This window comes from Streptomyces sp. NPDC052687 (assembly GCF_040678395.1).
In the GTDB taxonomy this organism is placed as follows: Bacteria; Actinomycetota; Actinomycetes; order Streptomycetales; family Streptomycetaceae; genus Streptomyces.
Genome location: NZ_JBFATR010000062.1, coordinates 19,215 through 36,935, shown reverse-complemented (window position 1 = coordinate 36,935; position 17,721 = coordinate 19,215). Strand labels below are relative to the sequence as shown.

Genomic DNA, 17,721 nt, shown 5'->3' with positions numbered 1-17,721 from the left:
CCCGGCCCGCCCCCGGCCCGCCCCCGGCCCGCCCCCGGCCCGCCCCCGGCCCGTCCGGGGGCATCGGGGACACCCAGGGGCTTGTGGAGACAAGGTCCGAGGCAACGCGAAAGGCCCCCGGCGGAAACCGGGGGCCTTTGCTCTGTGGAGCGGACGACGAGGCTCGAACTCGCGACCTCAACCTTGGCAAGGTTGCGCTCTACCAACTGAGCTACGTCCGCGTTGCGCCGTGGCGCGAGAGCAACTATACCCAACCTCGCTCGCGTGCGAGACGCACCGCCGCATGACGGTTCTCCACCCCGAGCTTCGACACGGCCGACGAGAGATAGTTCCGGACGGTCCCCTGGGACAGCGCGGCCCGCTCGGCGATCTCCGCGACCGGCGCCCCGTCGGCGGCCAGCTCCAGCACCTCGGCCTCGCGCGCGGTCAGCGGCGAGTCCCCGGCCGAGATGGCGTCGGCGGCCAACTCCGGGTCGACGTAACGGTTTCCCGCGTGCACGGTGCGGATGATCTCCGCGAGCCGCTGGGCGCTCACCGTCTTCGGGACGAACCCCCGCACGCCCGCCGCGAGCGCCCGCTTCAGATGCCCCGGCCGGCCGTGGCTGGTCACGATCAGCACCCGGCAGCCCGGCAGCTCGGTCCGCAGCGATGTGGCGACCTTCACACCGTCGGCGCCCGGCATCTGGAGATCGAGCACCGCCACATCGGGCTCGTGCGCCCGCGCCATCGCCAGCGCCTCCGGTCCGCTCGCCGCCTCCGCGACGACGAGCAGGTCGTCCTCCAGCGAGAGCAACGCGGCCAGCGCCCCCCGGATCAGATGCTCGTCATCCGCGAGCAGCACCCGCACACTCACGCCACGACCCCCCGCCCCACGGCCTCGGAGACCTCCTCCGCACGGGCGGCGAACCCCCCGGCCCCGTCATCTCCGCCGTGACGCGCCGAAGCCCCGGCCTCGCGCACCGGCTGCCCCGTACGGCCCACCGAACCCCCGGCCTCGCCCGCGAAAGCCCCGGCCCCGGCCCCCGCGTCCACGCGGAGCCCCGCCCCGCCCCCGGCCACCGGAACCTCACCTCGGACCCCCGGCTCCCCGCCGCTACTCGCCGAGTCCACGACCACCGGCTCCCCGCCCGCGCTCACCGAGTCCCCGCTCACCGAGTCCCCGGCCGCCGAGTCCCCGGCCGCCGAGTCCCCGGCCACCGGCACCCTTGCCACGACCCGAAACACCCCGTCCCGGCCCCCGTCCCGGCCCCCGTCCCGGCCCCCGTCCCCGCCGCCGTCCCTGTTCCCGTCGCCGTCCCTCCTCCCGTCCCCCACGAACCCCGCGTCCAGCGTCCCGTCGACCGCCCGCAGCCGCTCCCGCAGCCCGGCGAGTCCGGAGCCGCCGCGCCCGGTGCCCGCGGGTGCCGCGGCCTGCGACGCCCCCGCGCCGTCGTTCTCCACCGTCAGCACCACGAACCCCTCCGACATCACCAACTCCACCGAACACCGCCGGGCGTCCCCGTGCCGCAGGACGTTCGTCGTGGCCTCCCGGACCACCCAGCCGAGCGCCGACTGCACCTCGGCGGGCAGCCCCGCGGCCCCGCCCGTCACCTCGCAGTCGATCCCGGCGGCCTTCAGGACGCCCTGCGCACCGAGGAGTTCGACCCCGAGATCGGCCTCGCGGTAACCGCGTACGACATCGCGGACCTCGCGCTGCGACTCGGCCGCGATGCGCTGCACCTCCACCATCTGCGCGACGGCCTCCTCCCGGCCCCGCCGGGCGAGCTGCACGGCGAGCTCGCTCTTGAGGGCGATGACCGCGAGGTTGCGGCCGATCACGTCGTGCAGGTCGCGCCCGAACCGCAGCCGCTCCTCGGCGACGGCGAGCCGCGCCCGGGTCTCACGGGCCGCGTCGAGCTCCCAGACGGCGTTGAGCAGCCAGACGGAGAAGACGGACGTGAAGGCGAAGAAGCCGGTGCCCGCGAGGGTCGCGATCGCGCTGGCCAGCGCGCCGGTGAGGGGCGCGCCGAACGCCAGGGCGACCGCGGCGACGCCCGCCGAGAACCCGGTCACCAGCAGGGCGGCGGGCCGCCGGCCGCGCAGGCCGAGGGTGATGCCGCCGACGCCGAAGACGAGGATCCCGCCGGCCGCCGTGCCCAGCGCGGTCTCGGCGTCGTCGCCGGACACCTGCCGGGCGAGGGCGAAGCACAGGCTCGCCAGCAGCGCGCTGGCCGCCCCGAGCGCCCACATCAGCCGCACCGGCCGTTCCCGGGTGCCGCGCACCCAGTCCAGCGCGCGGGACCCGGTCAGCGCGCACAGCGCGGCATGGGCGCACAGCAGGGCGAGCAGGCCCCCTCGGGCGGGCATCCCCGCCACGGCGAGCAGGGGCAGCCCGAACAGCCCGGCCTCGATGACCGCGAAGAAGTGGAACGACCACCGCGTGTACGTCTCGACCTTCGCCGGAGTGCTCTTGCCCTGCCACCACGTCCTCGGCCCGGTCACCCGACCCGCCCCCTCCTCAGCGCCTCGGCTCCCACCGGAACCACCGCCGTACAGCAAACACCGCGACAGCGGTCCAGGCCAGCGCGGTGGCGACGGCGCCCAGTGCGTCGTAGCCGGACAGGTCCCCGGTCCAGCCGCCCCGCACCAGGGTGATCACCGGTGTCAGCGGCAGCAGTTCGCACACGGACGCCACCCGCTCCGGCAGCACCTCCAGCGGCACGGTGATCCCGGAGCCCAGCATGGAGACGAACAGCATCGGCAGCGAGGTCACCTGCGCGCTCTCCGCGGTCCGGGTGAAGGCGGCGGTGACGGCGGCGAGCGCCCCGCACAGCACGATCCCCAACAGCAGGCCCAGCACGGCGAGATGGGGCGCGGACGGGGCCCCGACGTCGAGCAGCGCCGCGCAGCCCACCGCGAGCAGCACCGACTGCGCGATGCCGATGCCGGAGGCCGGCAGCGCCGCCCCGACGAGGATCTCGCGGTCCCGCAGCTCGCCGGTCCGCAGCCGCTTGAGCACCAGTTCCTCGCGGCGCGTGACGTAGGCGGTGGTGAGGGCCGCGTACACGGCGAAGAGCAGGGAGAAGCCGACGGCGGCGGGCAGCAGCACGGTGCCGACGGTCAGCCCGGCCTCCTTCAGGTCCATCTCGTCGACCGCGGCCCGCACGCTGAACGGCAGCAGCAGCGGCACGAGCACCACGGAGACGATCGTCGCCCGGCTGCGTCCCAGCAGGGTCAGCTCGGCGCGTGCCAGCGCGCCCATCCGCCCCGCGACGGTCGTCGTGCTCCCGCGCCCCGTGACAGTCGTGGTGCTCATACGGCGGCCCCCTCCTCGTGCGTGTGCTGTGCCGCGAGGGCCGAGGCCCGCCCGGCGATCCCCAGGAACGCCTCCTCCAGGGAGGCCGGGCGTACGTCCAGCCGCCGCAGCTCCACCCCCGCGTCGCGCGCCCAGATCAGCAGCCCGGTCGCGGCCCGCTGCGGCTCGTACGTCCGCAGCCGCACGGTCCGGCCGTCCATCTCGTGTCCGACGACGCCCAGCTCGCCGAGGGCGGGCAGGTCGCCCGGGAACCAGCCGTCGGGCAGCTCGAAGGAGATCCGGGACGGCTGGGCGGCGGTCACCTCCTCGGGGGTGCCGCGCGCCGCGATCCGCCCCTCGTGCAGGATCGCCAGCCGGTCGGCCAGCTCCTCGGCCTCCTCCAGGTAGTGCGTGGTCAGCAGCACCGTCGTACCGGCGTCGCGCAGGGCCCGCACCAGATTCCAGGTGTCGCGCCGGCCCTCGGCGTCGAGGCCGGTCGTCGGCTCGTCCAGGAACAGCACCTCGGGGTCGCCGAGCAGGGCGAGCGCCAGGTCCAGCCGCCGCCGCTCCCCGCCGGAGAGCTGCTTGACGCGTACCCCGGCCCGCTTCGCGAGCCCGACGGTCTGCAGCGCCTCGCCGACGGGCCGGGCGCCGCTGGTGCAGCCCGCCCACATCCGCACGGTCTCGCCGACGGTCAGCTCCGCCGGGAACCCGCCCTCCTGGAGCATCACCCCGGTCCGCGGCCGTACGGCGTCCCGCTCGCCGTAGGGGTCGTGCCCGAGCACCCGCACCCGGCCCGCGCTCGGCGGTGCCAGTCCCTCCAGCAGCTCGACGGTGGACGTCTTGCCGGCGCCGTTGGTGCCCAGCAGTGCGAAGACCTCACCGCGTGCCACGTCGAACGTGATTCCGCGCACAGCCTCGAACCCGCCCCCGTAGACACGTGTGAGGTCGGTGACCTCGATCACATGCTCGTGTCCGTTTGTGTTCATGCCTTCAGCCTCCCGGCGGCCGGGGCGGTCCGGCAGTGCGCGCTGTCACCGGCGGGCATGACAAATGTCAGAAGGGGGGCCGCAGACGAGGCCAGGACGGGGGAAGGTGAGGAAAGGGACCCGGAAAACACCGAAGGCCCCGGTCGGATGACCGGAGCCTTGATGACTGGAGCGGACGACGAGGCTCGAACTCGCGACCTCAACCTTGGCAAGGTTGCGCTCTACCAACTGAGCTACGTCCGCATTGCTCCCGACCAGCTTTCACTGACCGGTGCGAGCACCAGCCTACCTGATCCACAACAGTGGTCCGTACGGTGGTGGTGCAGAGCGGGTGACAGGAATTGCACACTGCGCCTTCCCCCTGGAAGGGGGATGTTCTGCTACTGAACTACACCCGCGTGTCCGTGAGCCGGGCCTTTCGGCCTCGCCCCTCGGCGTGCTCCAGACTCTAGCTGATCAGCGGGGGTGCTGCGCAAGTCGGTTGACGCGAGGGGCGGCTGAGCGGCCGTCGGCCCCGCCGGGCCGGGGCCGACGGGGCCTCACTGGGCGGCGGCCTCACTGGGCGGCGGCGAACGCCTCGTAGACCTTCTTCGGGATGCGGCCGCGGGCGGGGACCTCCATCTTGTTGGCCTGCGCCCAGGCGCGCACGGCCGCCGGGTCGGGGGCGACCTCGGTCTGCTTGTAGGCCCTGCCCGACTTCGACCGCTTGCGGCCGGCCTCCACGTAGGGCGCGAGCGCCTTGCGCAGTTTCCTGGCATTGGCTTCATTCAGGTCGATCTCGTACGACTTGCCGTCGAGTCCGAACGCGATCGTTTCCGCCGCTTCCGAGCCGTCGATGTCGTCGAAGAGGGTGACCACGACCTTTTGCGCCACGAATATCGGTCCCTTCGTGCGGCACCTCAAAGCAGCTCATCTGCAATGACGTGCCGAGTATCGGCTATTGCCAATTCATTTGTACAGTGCCCGGCAAAGCAATGGGAAGCCCGACTAAATCTCCCCGCGTGTCCCCGGCGCAATAGCCGTTGCCGAGCTATCCCGGATCTTTCCCTGAACTTTTCGTGAAGGGGTGGCTCCGATGCCGGATCGTGACGGGCGGTCCGTAGGTTCCTACAACTCTACCCGCGTAGAAATTTTGTGCGGGTAGTCTGAAGGAACCTGCTCAGCACCACACACCGGGAGTGCCAGTGGCACGCGTCGTAGTCGACGTCATGCTCAAGCCGGAGATCCTCGACCCCCAGGGCCAGGCGGTGCAGCGCGCACTGCCGCGGCTGGGTTTCGACGGGATCTCGGACGTCCGCCAGGGAAAGCGTTTCGAACTGGAAGTTGACGGGCCGGTCGACGAGGCCGCGCTCGCCCGCATCCACGATCTTGCGGAATCCTTCCTCGCCAACACCGTGATCGAGGACTTCACCGTCCGCGTCGAGGAAGTCGCGGAGGCCGTGAAGTGACCGCTCGTATTGGCGTCGTCACTTTCCCGGGCTCTCTCGACGACCGGGACACGCAGCGCGCGATCCGCCTCGCGGGCGCCGAACCCGTCGCTCTGTGGCACAAGGACAAGGACCTGAAGCAGGTCGACGCCGTCGTGCTGTGCGGCGGTTTCTCCTACGGCGACTATCTGCGCGCCGGTGCCATCGCCCGCTTCTCGCCGGTGATGGACACGGTCATCGACCAGGCGAAGGCCGGTCTGCCGGTCCTCGGCATCTGCAACGGCTTCCAGATCCTCACCGAGGCCCATCTGCTGCCCGGCGCGATGCTCGGCAACGACCACCTGCACTTCATCTGCCGCGACCAGAAGCTGCGGGTGGAGAACGCGGACACCGCCTGGACCGCCGACTACACCGCCGGCCAGGAGATCCACATCCCGCTGAAGAACATGGACGGGCGGTACGTCGCCGACGAGTACACGCTCGACAAGCTGGAGGCCGAGGGCCGGGTCGCGTTCCGCTACCTGGACTTCAACCCCAACGGCTCGCTGCGCGACATCGCCGGCATCACCAACGAGGCGGGCAACGTCGTCGGTCTGATGCCGCACCCGGAGCACGCCGTGGAGCCGCTGATCGGCACCGGCCGCACCGACGGTCTCCCGTTCTTCACCTCGATCCTCAAGAAGCTGGTCAACGCATGAGCCGGACGCCTCTGGACACGGTCGAGCACGCGACCGCGACCCCCGACGTCGAGCTGCCCTGGGCCGAACTCGGCCTGAAGAAGGACGAGTACGAGCGGATCGTCGAGATCCTCGGCCGCCGCCCCACCGGCGCGGAGCTGGCCATGTACTCGGTCATGTGGTCCGAGCACTGCTCGTACAAGTCCTCCAAGGTCCACCTCCGCCAGTTCGGCGAGAAGGCCCCCGAGAACGACGCCCTGCTCGTCGGCATCGGCGAGAACGCCGGCGTGGTCGACGTCGGCCAGGGCTACGCGGTCACCTTCAAGGTCGAGTCGCACAACCACCCGTCGTACGTCGAGCCCTACCAGGGCGCGGCCACGGGTGTCGGCGGCATCGTCCGCGACATCATCGCCATGGGCGCCCGCCCGGTGGCCGTCGTGGACCCGCTGCGCTTCGGCGCGGCCGACCACCCCGACACCAAGCGCGTCCTGCCCGGCGTGGTCGCCGGCATCGGCGGCTACGGCAACTGCCTGGGCCTGCCCAACATCGGCGGCGAGGTCGTCTTCGACGCCGTCTACCAGGGCAACCCGCTGGTCAACGCCGGCTGCATCGGTGTGATGCGGCACGAGGACATCCACCTCGCCAAGGCGTCCGGCGCGGGCAACAAGGTCATCCTGTACGGCGCCCGGACCGGCGGCGACGGCATCGGCGGCGCCTCCATCCTGGCCTCCGAGACCTTCGACGACGCCAAGCCCTCCAAGCGCCCCGCGGTGCAGGTCGGCGACCCCTTCCAGGAGAAGCTCCTCATCGAGTGCACCCTGGAGGCGTTCAAGGAGAAGCTGGTCGTCGGCATCCAGGACCTCGGCGCGGCGGGCCTGTCCTGCGCCACGTCCGAGCTGGCGTCGAACGGCTCCGGCGGCATGCGCGTCACCCTGGACGACGTCCCGCTGCGCGACTCCACGCTCTCGCCCGAGGAGATCCTCATGAGCGAGTCGCAGGAGCGCATGTGCGCGGTCGTCGAGCCCGACAAGGTCGACCGCTTCCTGGAGATCTGCGACAAGTGGGACGTCATCGCCACCGTCATCGGTGAGGTGACCGACGGCGACCGCCTGGAGATCTTCTGGCACGGCGAGAAGATCGTCGACGTCGACCCGCGCACGGTCGCCCACGAGGGCCCGACCTACGAGCGCCCCTACGCCCGCCCGGCCTGGCAGGACGAACTCCAGGCGGACGACGCGAACAAGCTGCCGCGCCCGCAGACCCCGGACGAGCTGAAGGACCAGGTCCTGAAGCTGGTCGCGTCGCCCAACCAGGCCTCCAAGAAGTGGATCACGTCCCAGTACGACCACTTCGTGCAGGGCAACACCGTCCTCGCCCAGCCCGAGGACTCCGGCATGATCCGCATCGACGAGGAGACCGGCCTCGGTGTCGCCATCGCGACCGACGGCAACGGCCGGTACGCCAAGCTCGACCCGTACACGGGCGCGCAGCTGGCCCTCGCCGAGGCCTACCGCAACGTGGCCACGACCGGCGCCAAGCCGCTCGCGGTCTCGGACTGCCTGAACTTCGGCTCCCCCGAGGACCCGGCGGTCATGTGGCAGTTCGCGGAGGCCGTGCGCGGTCTCGCGGACGCGTGCCAGCAGCTCGGCACCCCGGTGACCGGCGGCAACGTCTCGCTGTACAACCAGACCGGCGAGGCCGCCATCCACCCGACGCCGGTCGTCGCCGTCCTCGGCGTGATCGACGACGTCGCCCGCCGCACCCCGGTCGCCTTCCGGGAGGAGGGCCAGCTCCTCTACCTGCTCGGCGACACCCGCGAGGAGTTCGGCGGCTCGGCCTGGTCCCAGGTGATCCACGACCACCTCGGCGGCCTGCCCCCGAAGGTCGACCTGGAGCGCGAGCGCCTGCTGGCCGAGATCCTGATCTCCGCCTCCCGCGACGGCATGATCGACGCCGCGCACGACCTGTCCGACGGCGGTCTCATCCAGGCCGTCGTGGAGTCGGCGCTGCTCGGCGGCAAGGGCGCCCGTCTGGTCGTCCCCGACGGTCTGGACGCCTTCACCTTCCTCTTCTCCGAGTCCGCGGGCCGCGCGATCGTCGCCGTCCCGCGCTCCGAGGAGGTCCGCTTCACCGACATGTGCGGCGCCCGCGGCCTCCCGGCCACGCGCGTCGGCGTCGTGGACGGCGACACGGTGGAGGTCCAGGGCGAGTTCACCCTCACCCTGGACGAGCTGCGCACCGCCCACGAGAGCACCATCCCGGCGCTGTTCGCGTAAACGGTGACCCGCGAGGCCCCGTCCGGCTCCCGGAGCCGGACGGGGCCTTGTCAGTGCCGGCCGGTAACTTCGGAGACACGAGCAGATCCGGCAGGCCGAACCCGGGGGGGGGAGCAGCGGTGAAGGTTCCGGACGGGGTCCGCAAGGCCCTCAACGTGCTGCTGTGCGTGGTCGCCGTGGCCGGCACCGGCTTCGCCGGCCGCGAGATCTGGCAGGTCTGGGACGCCAGACGGCAGATCGACGCGGCGTGCGCGGGCCTGGTCCCGGCCGGCCGGGTCCTCGCGCTGTCCCCGGCGGGCGGCACCCTCACCCACCGGCAGGCCGAGGAGGGCACCATCGAGCTGGAGTCCCTGCCGAGCGGGCAGGACTGCGAGCTGTTCAGCACCGAGGCGGGGGAGAGGACCGGCTCGGCGAGCGGCGCGCGGTGGTTCTTCACCGGGGCGGTGGGCGTCGTGCCCTCCAGCGAGCGCCAGACCCCCGAGCAGCCGTGGGACCCGGTCGGCGACCCCTTCGGCCGCTACACCTACCCCGCGCAGCCGCTCGGCGGAGGCATCGCGGGGATGGTCACCGACTCGGGCGTCGTGGTCGAGCTGCCCTGCCCCAGGGGAGAGGTGAACGGGCAGCGGATCAGCGCGCTGTGGGCGAGAGCCACCCTGATGACCGGGCGGCCCTTCACCGAGCGGGAGCAGCTCACCGCGCACGACCGCGACGTCCTCGCGCGGACCGCCGTCGGCACCGCCAACAACCTCGCCGAGCGGCTGGGCTGCCCCGGCCGCCTGCCCGATCCGCCGGACGGCATACCCGCCCTGACGCCCGGCCCCACCCCGGCCTCCCGCGCCTCCGGCACCTGCGCCTGGTACCGCGCGGCGGGCTTCCCGCGTGACCGGCTCCTTCCCGACCAGGTCCTCGAGAGCCGCACCGACGCCCGGCTGTGGGACGAGCGGTGCGTGCTGGTGCTGAGCCGGTCGCGGGCGAGCACGTTGTGGCACGGCCACGCGGACAGCCTGCCGGGTGTCGGCCGCCCGAGCCGCCCCGGCCAGTGGTTCGTCGCCCTGCACACCTACTCCGGCGAGCAGGCGAAGAACGTCCACCTCGGGACCGGCGGCTCCACCGGATCCAACACCCGCGCGGAGCCGGGCAAGGCCGGCCGCGACGGCCGCCAACCGGTGTGGTGGGCCTCCTCCGTCTGCGCGGGGCGGGCACAGATCCACACCATGACGGCCGCCTACGGCTACGACACGGTGGCCGCGGCCGAGCTGGAGAAGCTCTTCCGCGGCTACGTCGACGACGTCACCGCCCGGCGCGGCTGCACCGACGTCACTCTGCCCGCCCCCGCGTCCTTCCGCGCCGACTAAGGTCACCGCCATGCCCCCGGCCAAGAAGCGCACCCGCACCTACGACCCCGTCAAGATCCGTGCCGCGGTGACCGCCCAGTTCGGGCAGGTACGCCGGGCCGTGAGCGGGCTGACGCCCGAGCAGCTGGCCCTGCCCACCCGGCTGGGCGAGTGGACCGTGCGGGACCTGGCCGCCCACCTCACGATGGCCGTCGCCGCGGTCGGCCGCGCCCTGGAGCGCCCGGAGCCGGCGAGGGCGGACCTCGCGCTGCTGGACTACCCGTCCGCGACCGCCCCGTTCGCCGCGGCCATCGCCGACGGCGCCCGGCAGCTGGCCGCGGCCGAGCCCGACCTCGACGCGCTGTACGCGCGCACCGAGGAGGAGCTGACCGAGCGCCTCGCCGCCGCCCCGGAGAGCCGCGTCCTGGACCTGCGGTCCGGCGCCATGTCCCTCACCGACTTCCTGGTCACCCGCACCATCGAACTGGTCGTCCACACCGACGACCTGAACGCCGCCGTCCCCGGCCTGGACATCCCGTACGACCGTCAGGCCCTCGCCGCCTGCACGCGGCTGCTGGCCGACGCGCTGGCCGCGAAGGCCCCCGGCGCCTCCACGGAGGTGCGGATCCCGCCGTACGCGGTCGTGCAGTGCGTCGAGGGGCCGCGCCACACCCGCGGCACCCCGCCCAACGTCGTGGAGACCGACCCGCTGACCTGGATCCGGCTCGCCACCGGACGGGTCGCGTGGACCGAGGCGCTGGCGGACGCCAAGGTCAGCGCGAGCGGCGAGCGCGCCGACCTGCGCGGGCTGCTGCCGGTCCTCGCGTAGCGCGGCGACGGACCGCGGGTGGAACCGATCACCCCGGTCGCCCCGTCGAAGCGGCATGTACAGGCAGACGCACCGCATCACCCTCACCGCAGCCGTCCTCACCCTGCTGCTCCTCGCGGCGGCCTGCGGCAGCGAGCAGCCCGGCAGCCGGCCCGCCGGAGCCGGCGTCGGCTCCCTCACCGGCGTCCACTGGGCCGTCGACGGCGTCACCGTGGACGGCACGCGGCACGACGCCCCGGCCGGCGCGTACGTCACGATCGACGACAGCGGCAGGGCGCGGGGCAACTTCGGCTGCAACCACTTCAGCGCCCGGACCTCCTTCGACGGCGACCGCGTCCGGCTCGCCGACGCCTCGGTGACCGAGATGGGCTGCGAGGACAAGCCGATGAAGTTCGAGGAGACCCTGGCCCGCACCCTTACCGACGGCCCGCTGAAGGCGGACATGGACAAGAACCGGCTGACCCTGACCACGGACGGAGGCGACACCGTGCGGCTCAGCAAGGAGCAGGACGTGCCCCTGCTCGGCACCCGCTGGAACGTCACGGCACTCGGCGCCGACGGCGTCGCCCGGTCGCTCCCGCAGGGCGCCGAGGCGCACCTGACGTTCGCGGAGGACGGCGCGAGCGGCAAGGTCACCGGCCGCCTCGGCTGCAACAAGGTGAGCGCCACCGCGACCGTACGCGACGGCAATATCACCCTGGGCAGGCCGTCCACCACCCGAATGATGTGCGAAGCCTCACTCATGGACACGGAGAAGCGGCTGCTGCGGCTCTTCGGCGGCACGGTCGAGTACCGGATCGATCACCGCACCCTCACGCTGACCAGCGAAAACGGCGAGAGCGTGACCGCAGTCGCGGCCAAGTGATCCACTGCGCGGGCGTATCCCCAATTCGGACCAGTGGTCGACCTCGCCTACACTCGGAGGCGTGCCACGTGGTGACGGACGACTCAACCACGACCTGCTCCCCGGCGAGAAAGGCCCCCAGGACGCGTGTGGCGTCTTCGGTGTCTGGGCTCCGGGTGAAGAGGTCGCCAAGCTCACGTACTTCGGGCTCTACGCCCTCCAGCATCGGGGTCAGGAATCCGCGGGAATCGCGGTCAGCAACGGCTCCCAGATCCTCGTCTTCAAGGACATGGGCCTGGTCTCCCAGGTCTTCGACGAGACCTCGCTCGGTTCGCTCCAGGGTCACATCGCGGTCGGACACGCCCGCTACTCGACCACCGGCGCCTCCGTGTGGGAGAACGCCCAGCCGACGTTCCGCGCCACCGCGCACGGTTCCATCGCGCTCGGCCACAACGGCAACCTGGTCAACACGGCGCAGCTCGCCGAGATGGTCGCCGAGCTGCCGAACGACAACAACACCCGGTCGACGCGGGTGGCGGCCACCAACGACACCGACCTGCTGACGGCCCTGCTGGCCGCCCAGGTCGACGAGGACGGCAAGCCGCTGACCATCGAGGAAGCCGCTCACACGGTCCTGCCGAAGGTCCGTGGCGCTTTCTCCCTCGTCTTCATGGACGAGCACACGCTGTACGCCGCCCGCGACCCGCAGGGCATCCGCCCGCTGGTCCTCGGCCGCCTGGAGCGCGGCTGGGTGGTCGCCTCCGAGTCCGCCGCCCTCGACATCTGCGGCGCGAGCTTCGTCCGCGAGATCGAGCCGGGCGAGTTCGTCGCCATCGACGAGAACGGCCTGCGCACCTCCCGATTCGCACAAGCGAAGCCCAAGGGCTGTGTCTTCGAGTACGTGTACCTGGCCCGCCCGGACACCGACATCGCCGGCCGGAACGTCTACCTCTCCCGCGTGGAGATGGGCCGCCGCCTGGCGAAGGAGGCCCCGGTCGAGGCCGACCTGGTCATAGCGACCCCGGAGTCCGGCACCCCGGCCGCGATCGGTTACGCGGAGGCCTCCGGCATCCCGTTCGGCGCCGGCCTGGTCAAGAACGCGTACGTCGGACGTACGTTCATCCAGCCCTCGCAGACCATCCGGCAGCTGGGCATCCGCCTGAAGCTGAACCCGCTGAAGGAAGTCATCAAGGGCAAGCGCCTGGTCGTCGTCGACGACTCGATCGTGCGCGGCAACACCCAGCGCGCCCTGGTCCGCATGCTCCGCGAGGCGGGCGCCGCCGAGGTCCACATCCGGATCTCCTCGCCGCCCGTGAAGTGGCCCTGCTTCTTCGGGATCGACTTCGCCACCCGCGCCGAGCTGATCGCCAACGGCATGACCATCGAGGAGATCGGCACCAGCCTGGGCGCCGACTCCCTCGCCTACATCTCGCTCGACGGCATGATCGAGGCGACCACGATCGCCAAGCCGAACCTGTGCCGCGCCTGCTTCGACGGCGAGTACCCGATGGAACTCCCCGACCCCGAGCTGCTGGGCAAGCAGCTGCTGGAGACCGAGCTCGCCGCCGGTCCCGCCGCCACGGCCGCCGCCGACGCCATCCGTCGCCCGTAGCCCGTCCGCGTTACCTGCCGTACGACACGAAAGTTCTCATAGCCATGTCTGAGACAACTGGTGCCAGCTACGCAGCCGCGGGCGTCGACATCGAAGCGGGCGACCGCGCGGTCGAGCTGATGAAGGAGTGGGTGAAGAAGACCCAGCGCCCCGAGGTCCTCGGCGGCCTCGGCGGTTTCGCCGGCCTCTTCGACGCCTCCGCCCTCAAGCGCTACGAGCGCCCGCTGCTCGCCTCCGCCACCGACGGCGTGGGCACGAAGGTCGACATCGCCCGCCGGATGGGCGTGTACGACACGATCGGCCACGACCTGGTCGCGATGGTCATGGACGACATCGTCGTCTGCGGCGCCGAGCCGCTGTTCATGACCGACTACATCTGCGTCGGCAAGGTCCACCCCGAGCGGGTCGCCGCCATCGTGAAGGGCATCGCGGAAGGCTGTGTGCTGGCCGGCTGCGCCCTGGTGGGCGGTGAGACGGCCGAGCACCCCGGTCTGCTGGGCGAGGACGACTTCGACGTCGCGGGCGCCGGTACGGGCGTCGTGGAGGCCGACCGGCTGCTCGGCGCGGATCGTATCCGTACGGGTGACGCGGTGATCGCCATGGCGGCCTCCGGTCTTCACTCGAACGGGTACTCCCTGGTCCGCCACGTGCTGCTGAACGAGGCGGGGCTGTCCCTGGACGCGCGGATCGACGAGCTGGGCCGCACCCTCGGCGAGGAGCTGCTGGAGCCCACGAAGATCTACTCGCTGGACTGCCTGGCCCTCACCCGCACCACCGAGGTGCACGCCTTCAGCCACATCACGGGCGGCGGTCTGGCCGCCAACCTGGCACGGGTCATCCCGGACGGGCTGCACGCGATCGTCGACCGCTCCACCTGGACCCCGGCCCCCGTTTTCGACCTGGTCGGCAGGACCGGTCAGGTCGAGCGGCTGGAGCTGGAGAAGACCCTCAACATGGGCGTGGGCATGATCGCCATCGTCCCCGAGGAGTCCACCGACGTGGCCCTGGCGACGCTGGCCGACCGCGGGGTCGACGCCTGGGTCGCCGGCGAGATCACCGACCGCGGCGACCACGAGACGGGCGCCGCCCTGGTGGGCGACTACGCGAGCTGAGCCCTTGCGGGCAGCACAGAACCCGGTCGGTGACCGAGGTCACCGACCGGGTTGATGCTCAGTGCAAGGTCAAGCGCCGCGACGGTGGCGCGAGGAGTCGTCGTCCTCGTCCTCGTCGTCCTCGTAGAGGTCGGCGTACTTTGCGTACAGGTCGTCGTCGTGCTCATCGTCCTCGAAGCGGTCGCCGTTCGGCGACTGGTTCGACGTCGATGCGCCCAGCTCCTCGGCCAGGCGTGCGAGGTCAGTCCCACCGCTGTTGTACTTCAGCTGGCGGGCGACCTTCGTCTGCTTGGCCTTGGCCCGGCCGCGCCCCATGGCTCGACCCCCTCAACGACGGGGCTCGACGGCCCCAGAGTCTTGACACGCGTTCATGGTCCGGAACGGACTCTCCGCGGAGAGGCCGGTCCGTAGGGCTTCCACGGTACCTGAGCCCGCGCCCATACGGTACGTCGCCCGCATGACGTGCCCGCGCCCAGGACCTTCGAGGCGCCCTGTCCTCGCTGGTCAGTGGCGATTTTAACCACTTATCGGCGAACGACCCGCCGGTGGACGTGAGAGTTCTCTCTAACCGCCCACCGGCAGGTACCGCTCAAACCCGCGCCACGACCGCGCGGAACCTCACCCGGAACCTCCCGCGGAACGTCACCATCCGCGTGCCGCGGCGGCCTCGGCCATCCGCTGCTCGGCGATCCGGTCGGCCGCGGCGGCCGGCGGAATTCCGTCCGTCTTCGCACGTGCGAATATGGCGAGCGTGGTGTCGTAGATCTTCGCCGCCTTCGTCTTGCACCGCTCGAAGTCGAAGCCGTGCAGCTCGTCGGCGACCTGGATGACCCCGCCGGCGTTCACCACGTAGTCCGGCGCGTAGAGGATCCCGCGGTCGGCGAGGTCCTTCTCGACGCCCGGGTGGGCCAGCTGGTTGTTGGCCGCGCCGCACACCACCTTGGCGGTCAGCACCGGCACGGTGTCGTCGTTCAGCGCGCCGCCGAGCGCGCAGGGCGCGTAGACGTCCAGCCCGTCCAGGCGGATCAGCGCCTCGGTGTCGGCGACCGCGGTCACGCGGCCGGGGTGCCGGTCGAGGATCCGCCGGACGGCGTCCTCGCGGACATCGGTGATGACGACCTCGGCGCCCTCGTCGAGCAGGTGCTCGACCAGGTGGTGGCCGACCTTGCCGACACCCGCGATGCCGACCTTGCGGCCGCGCAGCGTCGGGTCGCCCCACAGGTGCTGGGCGCTGGCCCGCATGCCCTGGTAAACACCGAAGGCGGTGAGCACGGAGGAGTCGCCCGCGCCGCCGTTCTCCGGGGAGCGGCCGGTGGTCCAGCGGCACTCGCGCGCCACGACGTCCATGTCGGCGACGTAGGTGCCGACGTCGCAGGCGGTGACGTAGCGGCCACCGAGGGAGGCGACGAACCGGCCGTAGGCGAGCAGCAGCGCCTCGGTCTTGATCTTCTCGGGGTCACCGATGATCACGGCCTTGCCGCCGCCGTGGTCCAGCCCGGCCATGGCGTTCTTGTACGACATCCCGCGCGCGAGGTTCAGCGCGTCGGCGACGGCCTCTTCCTCGGTCGCGTACGGGTAGAAGCGGGTACCGCCGAGGGCGGGGCCCAGCGCGGTGGAGTGGATGGCGATGACGGCCTTGAGGCCGCTGGCGCGGTCCTGGCAGAGCACGACTTGCTCATGACCCCCCTGGTCCGACTGGAACAGGGTGTGCAGGACGCCGTTGGTTACGTCGGTCACGGTGGTGACTCCTGAGGTGAAGAACGGCGGGTGGGATGCAGCCCCCTGGGGTCCCCCCACGCTTGTGGCAGAGGGGAGGGCGGCGGGCGCTGTGAGCACGAGATTAGAGCCTGTCGGGCCCGCTGAACCGGCAGTGGTCAGGATCACCTCCGCACGGAGTACGGGCGTGCGACGATTTGAATGGTTTTCCAGCGGCTTCGCCGGCGGGTCCCCCAGGTTTCCCCGGCACCCGGCGGGGGAGGGAGCAGGCGTGCCCAAGGTGTCCTCGGTGATCGTCCCGTACGCGGCATACCTGCGCGTGTACGAACCGCTGGCCGCCTTCCCCGAGCCGGAGCGCGGACACTGGGAGCGCTACGCCCGCCGCCCCGGCCGTCCCTCGTACCAGGACGAACTGCGCCGTTCCCTGGCCGACTTGCTGCCCACCCCGCCGGTCGCGGTCCCGGTGCACGAGAGCGGTGACGCGTTCGTGCTGGAGGCCGGCGGGGTGGTCCACGTCTGCCCGTGGCGGACCCGGCTGCGCGGCTGGCAGGCGCTCGGCGATCTCGCCGAGGAGCTGCCGGCGCCGGTCCTGGACGCGGTGCTGCCCCCGGTCGTGCGCCACCAGGCCACCCAGGACTACGAGCGCTGGCTCGCCCGCAACCCCGACGCCCGCCCCTGGATCCGCACCGCGACCTGGCAGGTGCCGCTGAACTGGTTCGTCCTGGTCGCCGACGAGGAGCGGGAGTACGTCAAGGGCACCGGGGGCGCGTCGGAGGACTCCGCCCCGGTACTGCGCTACCGCACGCCCATGGTGCAGGCCCGCCGCCGGGTGGCCCGGGCCCTGCGCACCCTGCGCGAGGCCATGGACGAGGGGCCGCTCATCGACGGCCTGGTGGACGTGGGGCGCTGGCTGGAGGAGTTCCACCCGCGCTCGCTGGTCGAACTGGACTACGGCGGGCTGGTGCACGCCCTGCCGGCCGGCGACCTGGAGGACGACCACTCGGCTGCCGACGTGGCCGCGGGCATCGAGGCGCTGCGCAACGGCGACGGGGCGGCCGCGGGCGAGGCCTACGGCCGGCTGGTGGAGCGGTGGCGCGCGGTGCGGGAGCTGCGCTCCGCGAACTGAGGCCCGCCGCGCGGGTCGTGGAGCGGGCGGCCGCGGGTGAGTGACGTGGGACACACCTTACGGATCGTCATGAGGGACACAGGTCCCGATCCGGTCTTATGTGGCGACGGTGTGTCAAGGGTGACGGACCGCACGTAGCACCGCCCTTGCGTCCCTTGCCCCTCCTCGTGCCAAAATAGGACAAGGAGTCCGGGGAGGACTCTGTCCGTCCCGGTGTGTTCCACTGTGGGCGGAATCTCAGCATTGCACGCTTTGGGGGGTCTGGTGACTCCTGATCGCCCTGTGACTGATCGTCACAGTGGCGTGACTGTCCGCTATGGCATGGTCCATCGGCTTCCGTCGGTGATGAACACCTGGGAGGGCAATTCCATCGGTTTGGCCGACGCGGCTGGACAGATGGTGTAGTTGTAGTGCCGAGGACAAGCCGTTCGTCCTATAACCGACTCGACTCGCGTCCGCCATTTCGGGCAACGCGGGTCAAGGTGCAGAATTTAGAGGAAAGAAC

15 protein-coding genes, 3 tRNA genes and 1 pseudogene are annotated in these 17,721 nt (G+C 71.7%); 9 read left to right on the top strand and 10 right to left on the bottom strand.

Annotation, left to right across the window (positions count from 1 at the left end):
- Positions 1-145 precede the first annotated feature (145 nt).
- The 8 genes and pseudogenes from AB0K92_RS30750 to AB0K92_RS30715 form a co-directional block, all read right to left on the bottom strand.
- Positions 146-221: transfer RNA gene (locus AB0K92_RS30750), tRNA-Gly, on the bottom strand.
- A gap of 23 nt (positions 222-244) precedes the next feature.
- Complete coding sequence (locus AB0K92_RS30745; protein WP_365928316.1) at positions 245-853, bottom strand: response regulator transcription factor; 609 nt, start codon at positions 851-853, stop codon at positions 245-247.
- 458 nt (positions 854-1,311) lie between these two features.
- A pseudogene (locus AB0K92_RS30740) lies at positions 1,312-2,481 on the bottom strand (histidine kinase); the annotation flags it as partial.
- A gap of 16 nt (positions 2,482-2,497) precedes the next feature.
- Positions 2,498-3,295 carry an ABC transporter permease gene (locus AB0K92_RS30735; RefSeq protein ID WP_365928314.1) on the bottom strand — a complete coding sequence of 266 codons (798 nt, stop codon included), beginning with the start codon at positions 3,293-3,295 and terminating at the stop codon, positions 2,498-2,500.
- On the bottom strand, positions 3,292-4,263 hold the full coding sequence (locus AB0K92_RS30730; protein ID WP_365928312.1) for an ABC transporter ATP-binding protein: 972 nt from the start codon (positions 4,261-4,263) through the stop codon (positions 3,292-3,294). The genes AB0K92_RS30735 and AB0K92_RS30730 overlap by 4 nt, the downstream gene beginning before the upstream one ends.
- A gap of 167 nt (positions 4,264-4,430) precedes the next feature.
- Positions 4,431-4,506: transfer RNA gene (locus AB0K92_RS30725), tRNA-Gly, on the bottom strand.
- Between the two features lie 83 nt (positions 4,507-4,589).
- Positions 4,590-4,661: transfer RNA gene (locus AB0K92_RS30720), tRNA-Gly, on the bottom strand.
- A gap of 157 nt (positions 4,662-4,818) precedes the next feature.
- Positions 4,819-5,136, bottom strand: a complete 318-nt coding sequence (locus AB0K92_RS30715; protein WP_365928310.1) for an Lsr2 family protein — start codon at positions 5,134-5,136, stop codon at positions 4,819-4,821.
- A 311-nt stretch (positions 5,137-5,447) separates the two neighbouring features.
- Here AB0K92_RS30715 and purS point away from each other — a divergent pair, with 311 nt between their 5' ends.
- From purS to purM, 8 genes are all read left to right on the top strand, one after another.
- Entirely contained in the window at positions 5,448-5,711 is a 264-nt protein-coding gene (gene purS, locus AB0K92_RS30710; RefSeq protein ID WP_030251612.1) for a phosphoribosylformylglycinamidine synthase subunit PurS, read from the top strand.
- The gene (gene purQ / locus AB0K92_RS30705; RefSeq protein WP_365928308.1) at positions 5,708-6,388 is read left to right on the top strand and encodes a phosphoribosylformylglycinamidine synthase subunit PurQ; all 681 of its coding nucleotides are present in this window, start codon (positions 5,708-5,710) and stop codon (positions 6,386-6,388) included. The genes purS and purQ overlap by 4 nt, the downstream gene beginning before the upstream one ends.
- On the top strand, positions 6,385-8,643 hold the full coding sequence (gene purL / locus AB0K92_RS30700) for a phosphoribosylformylglycinamidine synthase subunit PurL (RefSeq protein WP_365928306.1): 2,259 nt from the start codon (positions 6,385-6,387) through the stop codon (positions 8,641-8,643). The genes purQ and purL overlap by 4 nt, the downstream gene beginning before the upstream one ends.
- 119 nt (positions 8,644-8,762) lie before the next feature.
- Complete coding sequence (locus tag AB0K92_RS30695; protein ID WP_365928304.1) at positions 8,763-9,998, top strand: hypothetical protein; 1,236 nt, start codon at positions 8,763-8,765, stop codon at positions 9,996-9,998.
- Positions 9,999-10,008: 10 nt separating this feature from the next.
- A complete protein-coding gene (locus tag AB0K92_RS30690) occupies positions 10,009-10,806 on the top strand; it encodes a sterol carrier family protein (protein WP_365928302.1) in 798 nt (265 codons plus the stop codon).
- Between the two features lie 55 nt (positions 10,807-10,861).
- Positions 10,862-11,671 carry an META domain-containing protein gene (locus AB0K92_RS30685; protein ID WP_365928300.1) on the top strand — a complete coding sequence of 270 codons (810 nt, stop codon included), beginning with the start codon at positions 10,862-10,864 and terminating at the stop codon, positions 11,669-11,671.
- Between the two features lie 61 nt (positions 11,672-11,732).
- A complete protein-coding gene (gene purF, locus AB0K92_RS30680; protein WP_166000205.1) occupies positions 11,733-13,262 on the top strand; it encodes an amidophosphoribosyltransferase in 1,530 nt (509 codons plus the stop codon).
- Between the two features lie 44 nt (positions 13,263-13,306).
- Positions 13,307-14,374 carry a phosphoribosylformylglycinamidine cyclo-ligase gene (purM, locus tag AB0K92_RS30675; protein WP_365928298.1) on the top strand — a complete coding sequence of 356 codons (1,068 nt, stop codon included), beginning with the start codon at positions 13,307-13,309 and terminating at the stop codon, positions 14,372-14,374.
- Positions 14,375-14,443: 69 nt separating this feature from the next.
- Here purM and AB0K92_RS30670 read toward each other — a convergent pair whose 3' ends face one another.
- Both AB0K92_RS30670 and AB0K92_RS30665 read right to left on the bottom strand, forming a co-directional pair.
- On the bottom strand, positions 14,444-14,689 hold the full coding sequence (locus AB0K92_RS30670; protein WP_166000202.1) for a DUF3073 domain-containing protein: 246 nt from the start codon (positions 14,687-14,689) through the stop codon (positions 14,444-14,446).
- A gap of 327 nt (positions 14,690-15,016) precedes the next feature.
- The gene (locus AB0K92_RS30665; RefSeq protein ID WP_365928296.1) at positions 15,017-16,111 is read right to left on the bottom strand and encodes a Glu/Leu/Phe/Val dehydrogenase; all 1,095 of its coding nucleotides are present in this window, start codon (positions 16,109-16,111) and stop codon (positions 15,017-15,019) included.
- 250 nt (positions 16,112-16,361) lie between these two features.
- Between AB0K92_RS30665 and AB0K92_RS30660 the strand changes: the two genes are divergently transcribed.
- On the top strand, positions 16,362-17,216 hold the full coding sequence (locus tag AB0K92_RS30660) for a hypothetical protein (protein ID WP_365928294.1): 855 nt from the start codon (positions 16,362-16,364) through the stop codon (positions 17,214-17,216).
- Positions 17,217-17,721 lie beyond the last annotated feature (505 nt).

Bases quoted from the DNA above. Each gene is read 5' to 3' on its own strand.
- AB0K92_RS30735 (WP_365928314.1), bottom strand. From the start codon at position 3,295: ATGAGCACCACGACTGTCACGGGGCGCGGGAGCACGACGACCGTCGCG.
- AB0K92_RS30730 (WP_365928312.1), bottom strand. From the start codon at position 4,263: ATGAACACAAACGGACACGAGCATGTGATCGAGGTCACCGACCTCACA.
- purL (WP_365928306.1), top strand. From the start codon at position 6,385: ATGAGCCGGACGCCTCTGGACACGGTCGAGCACGCGACCGCGACCCCC.
- AB0K92_RS30690 (WP_365928302.1), top strand. From the start codon at position 10,009: ATGCCCCCGGCCAAGAAGCGCACCCGCACCTACGACCCCGTCAAGATC.
- AB0K92_RS30685 (WP_365928300.1), top strand. From the start codon at position 10,862: ATGTACAGGCAGACGCACCGCATCACCCTCACCGCAGCCGTCCTCACC.
- purM (WP_365928298.1), top strand. From the start codon at position 13,307: ATGTCTGAGACAACTGGTGCCAGCTACGCAGCCGCGGGCGTCGACATC.
- AB0K92_RS30670 (WP_166000202.1), bottom strand. From the start codon at position 14,689: ATGGGGCGCGGCCGGGCCAAGGCCAAGCAGACGAAGGTCGCCCGCCAG.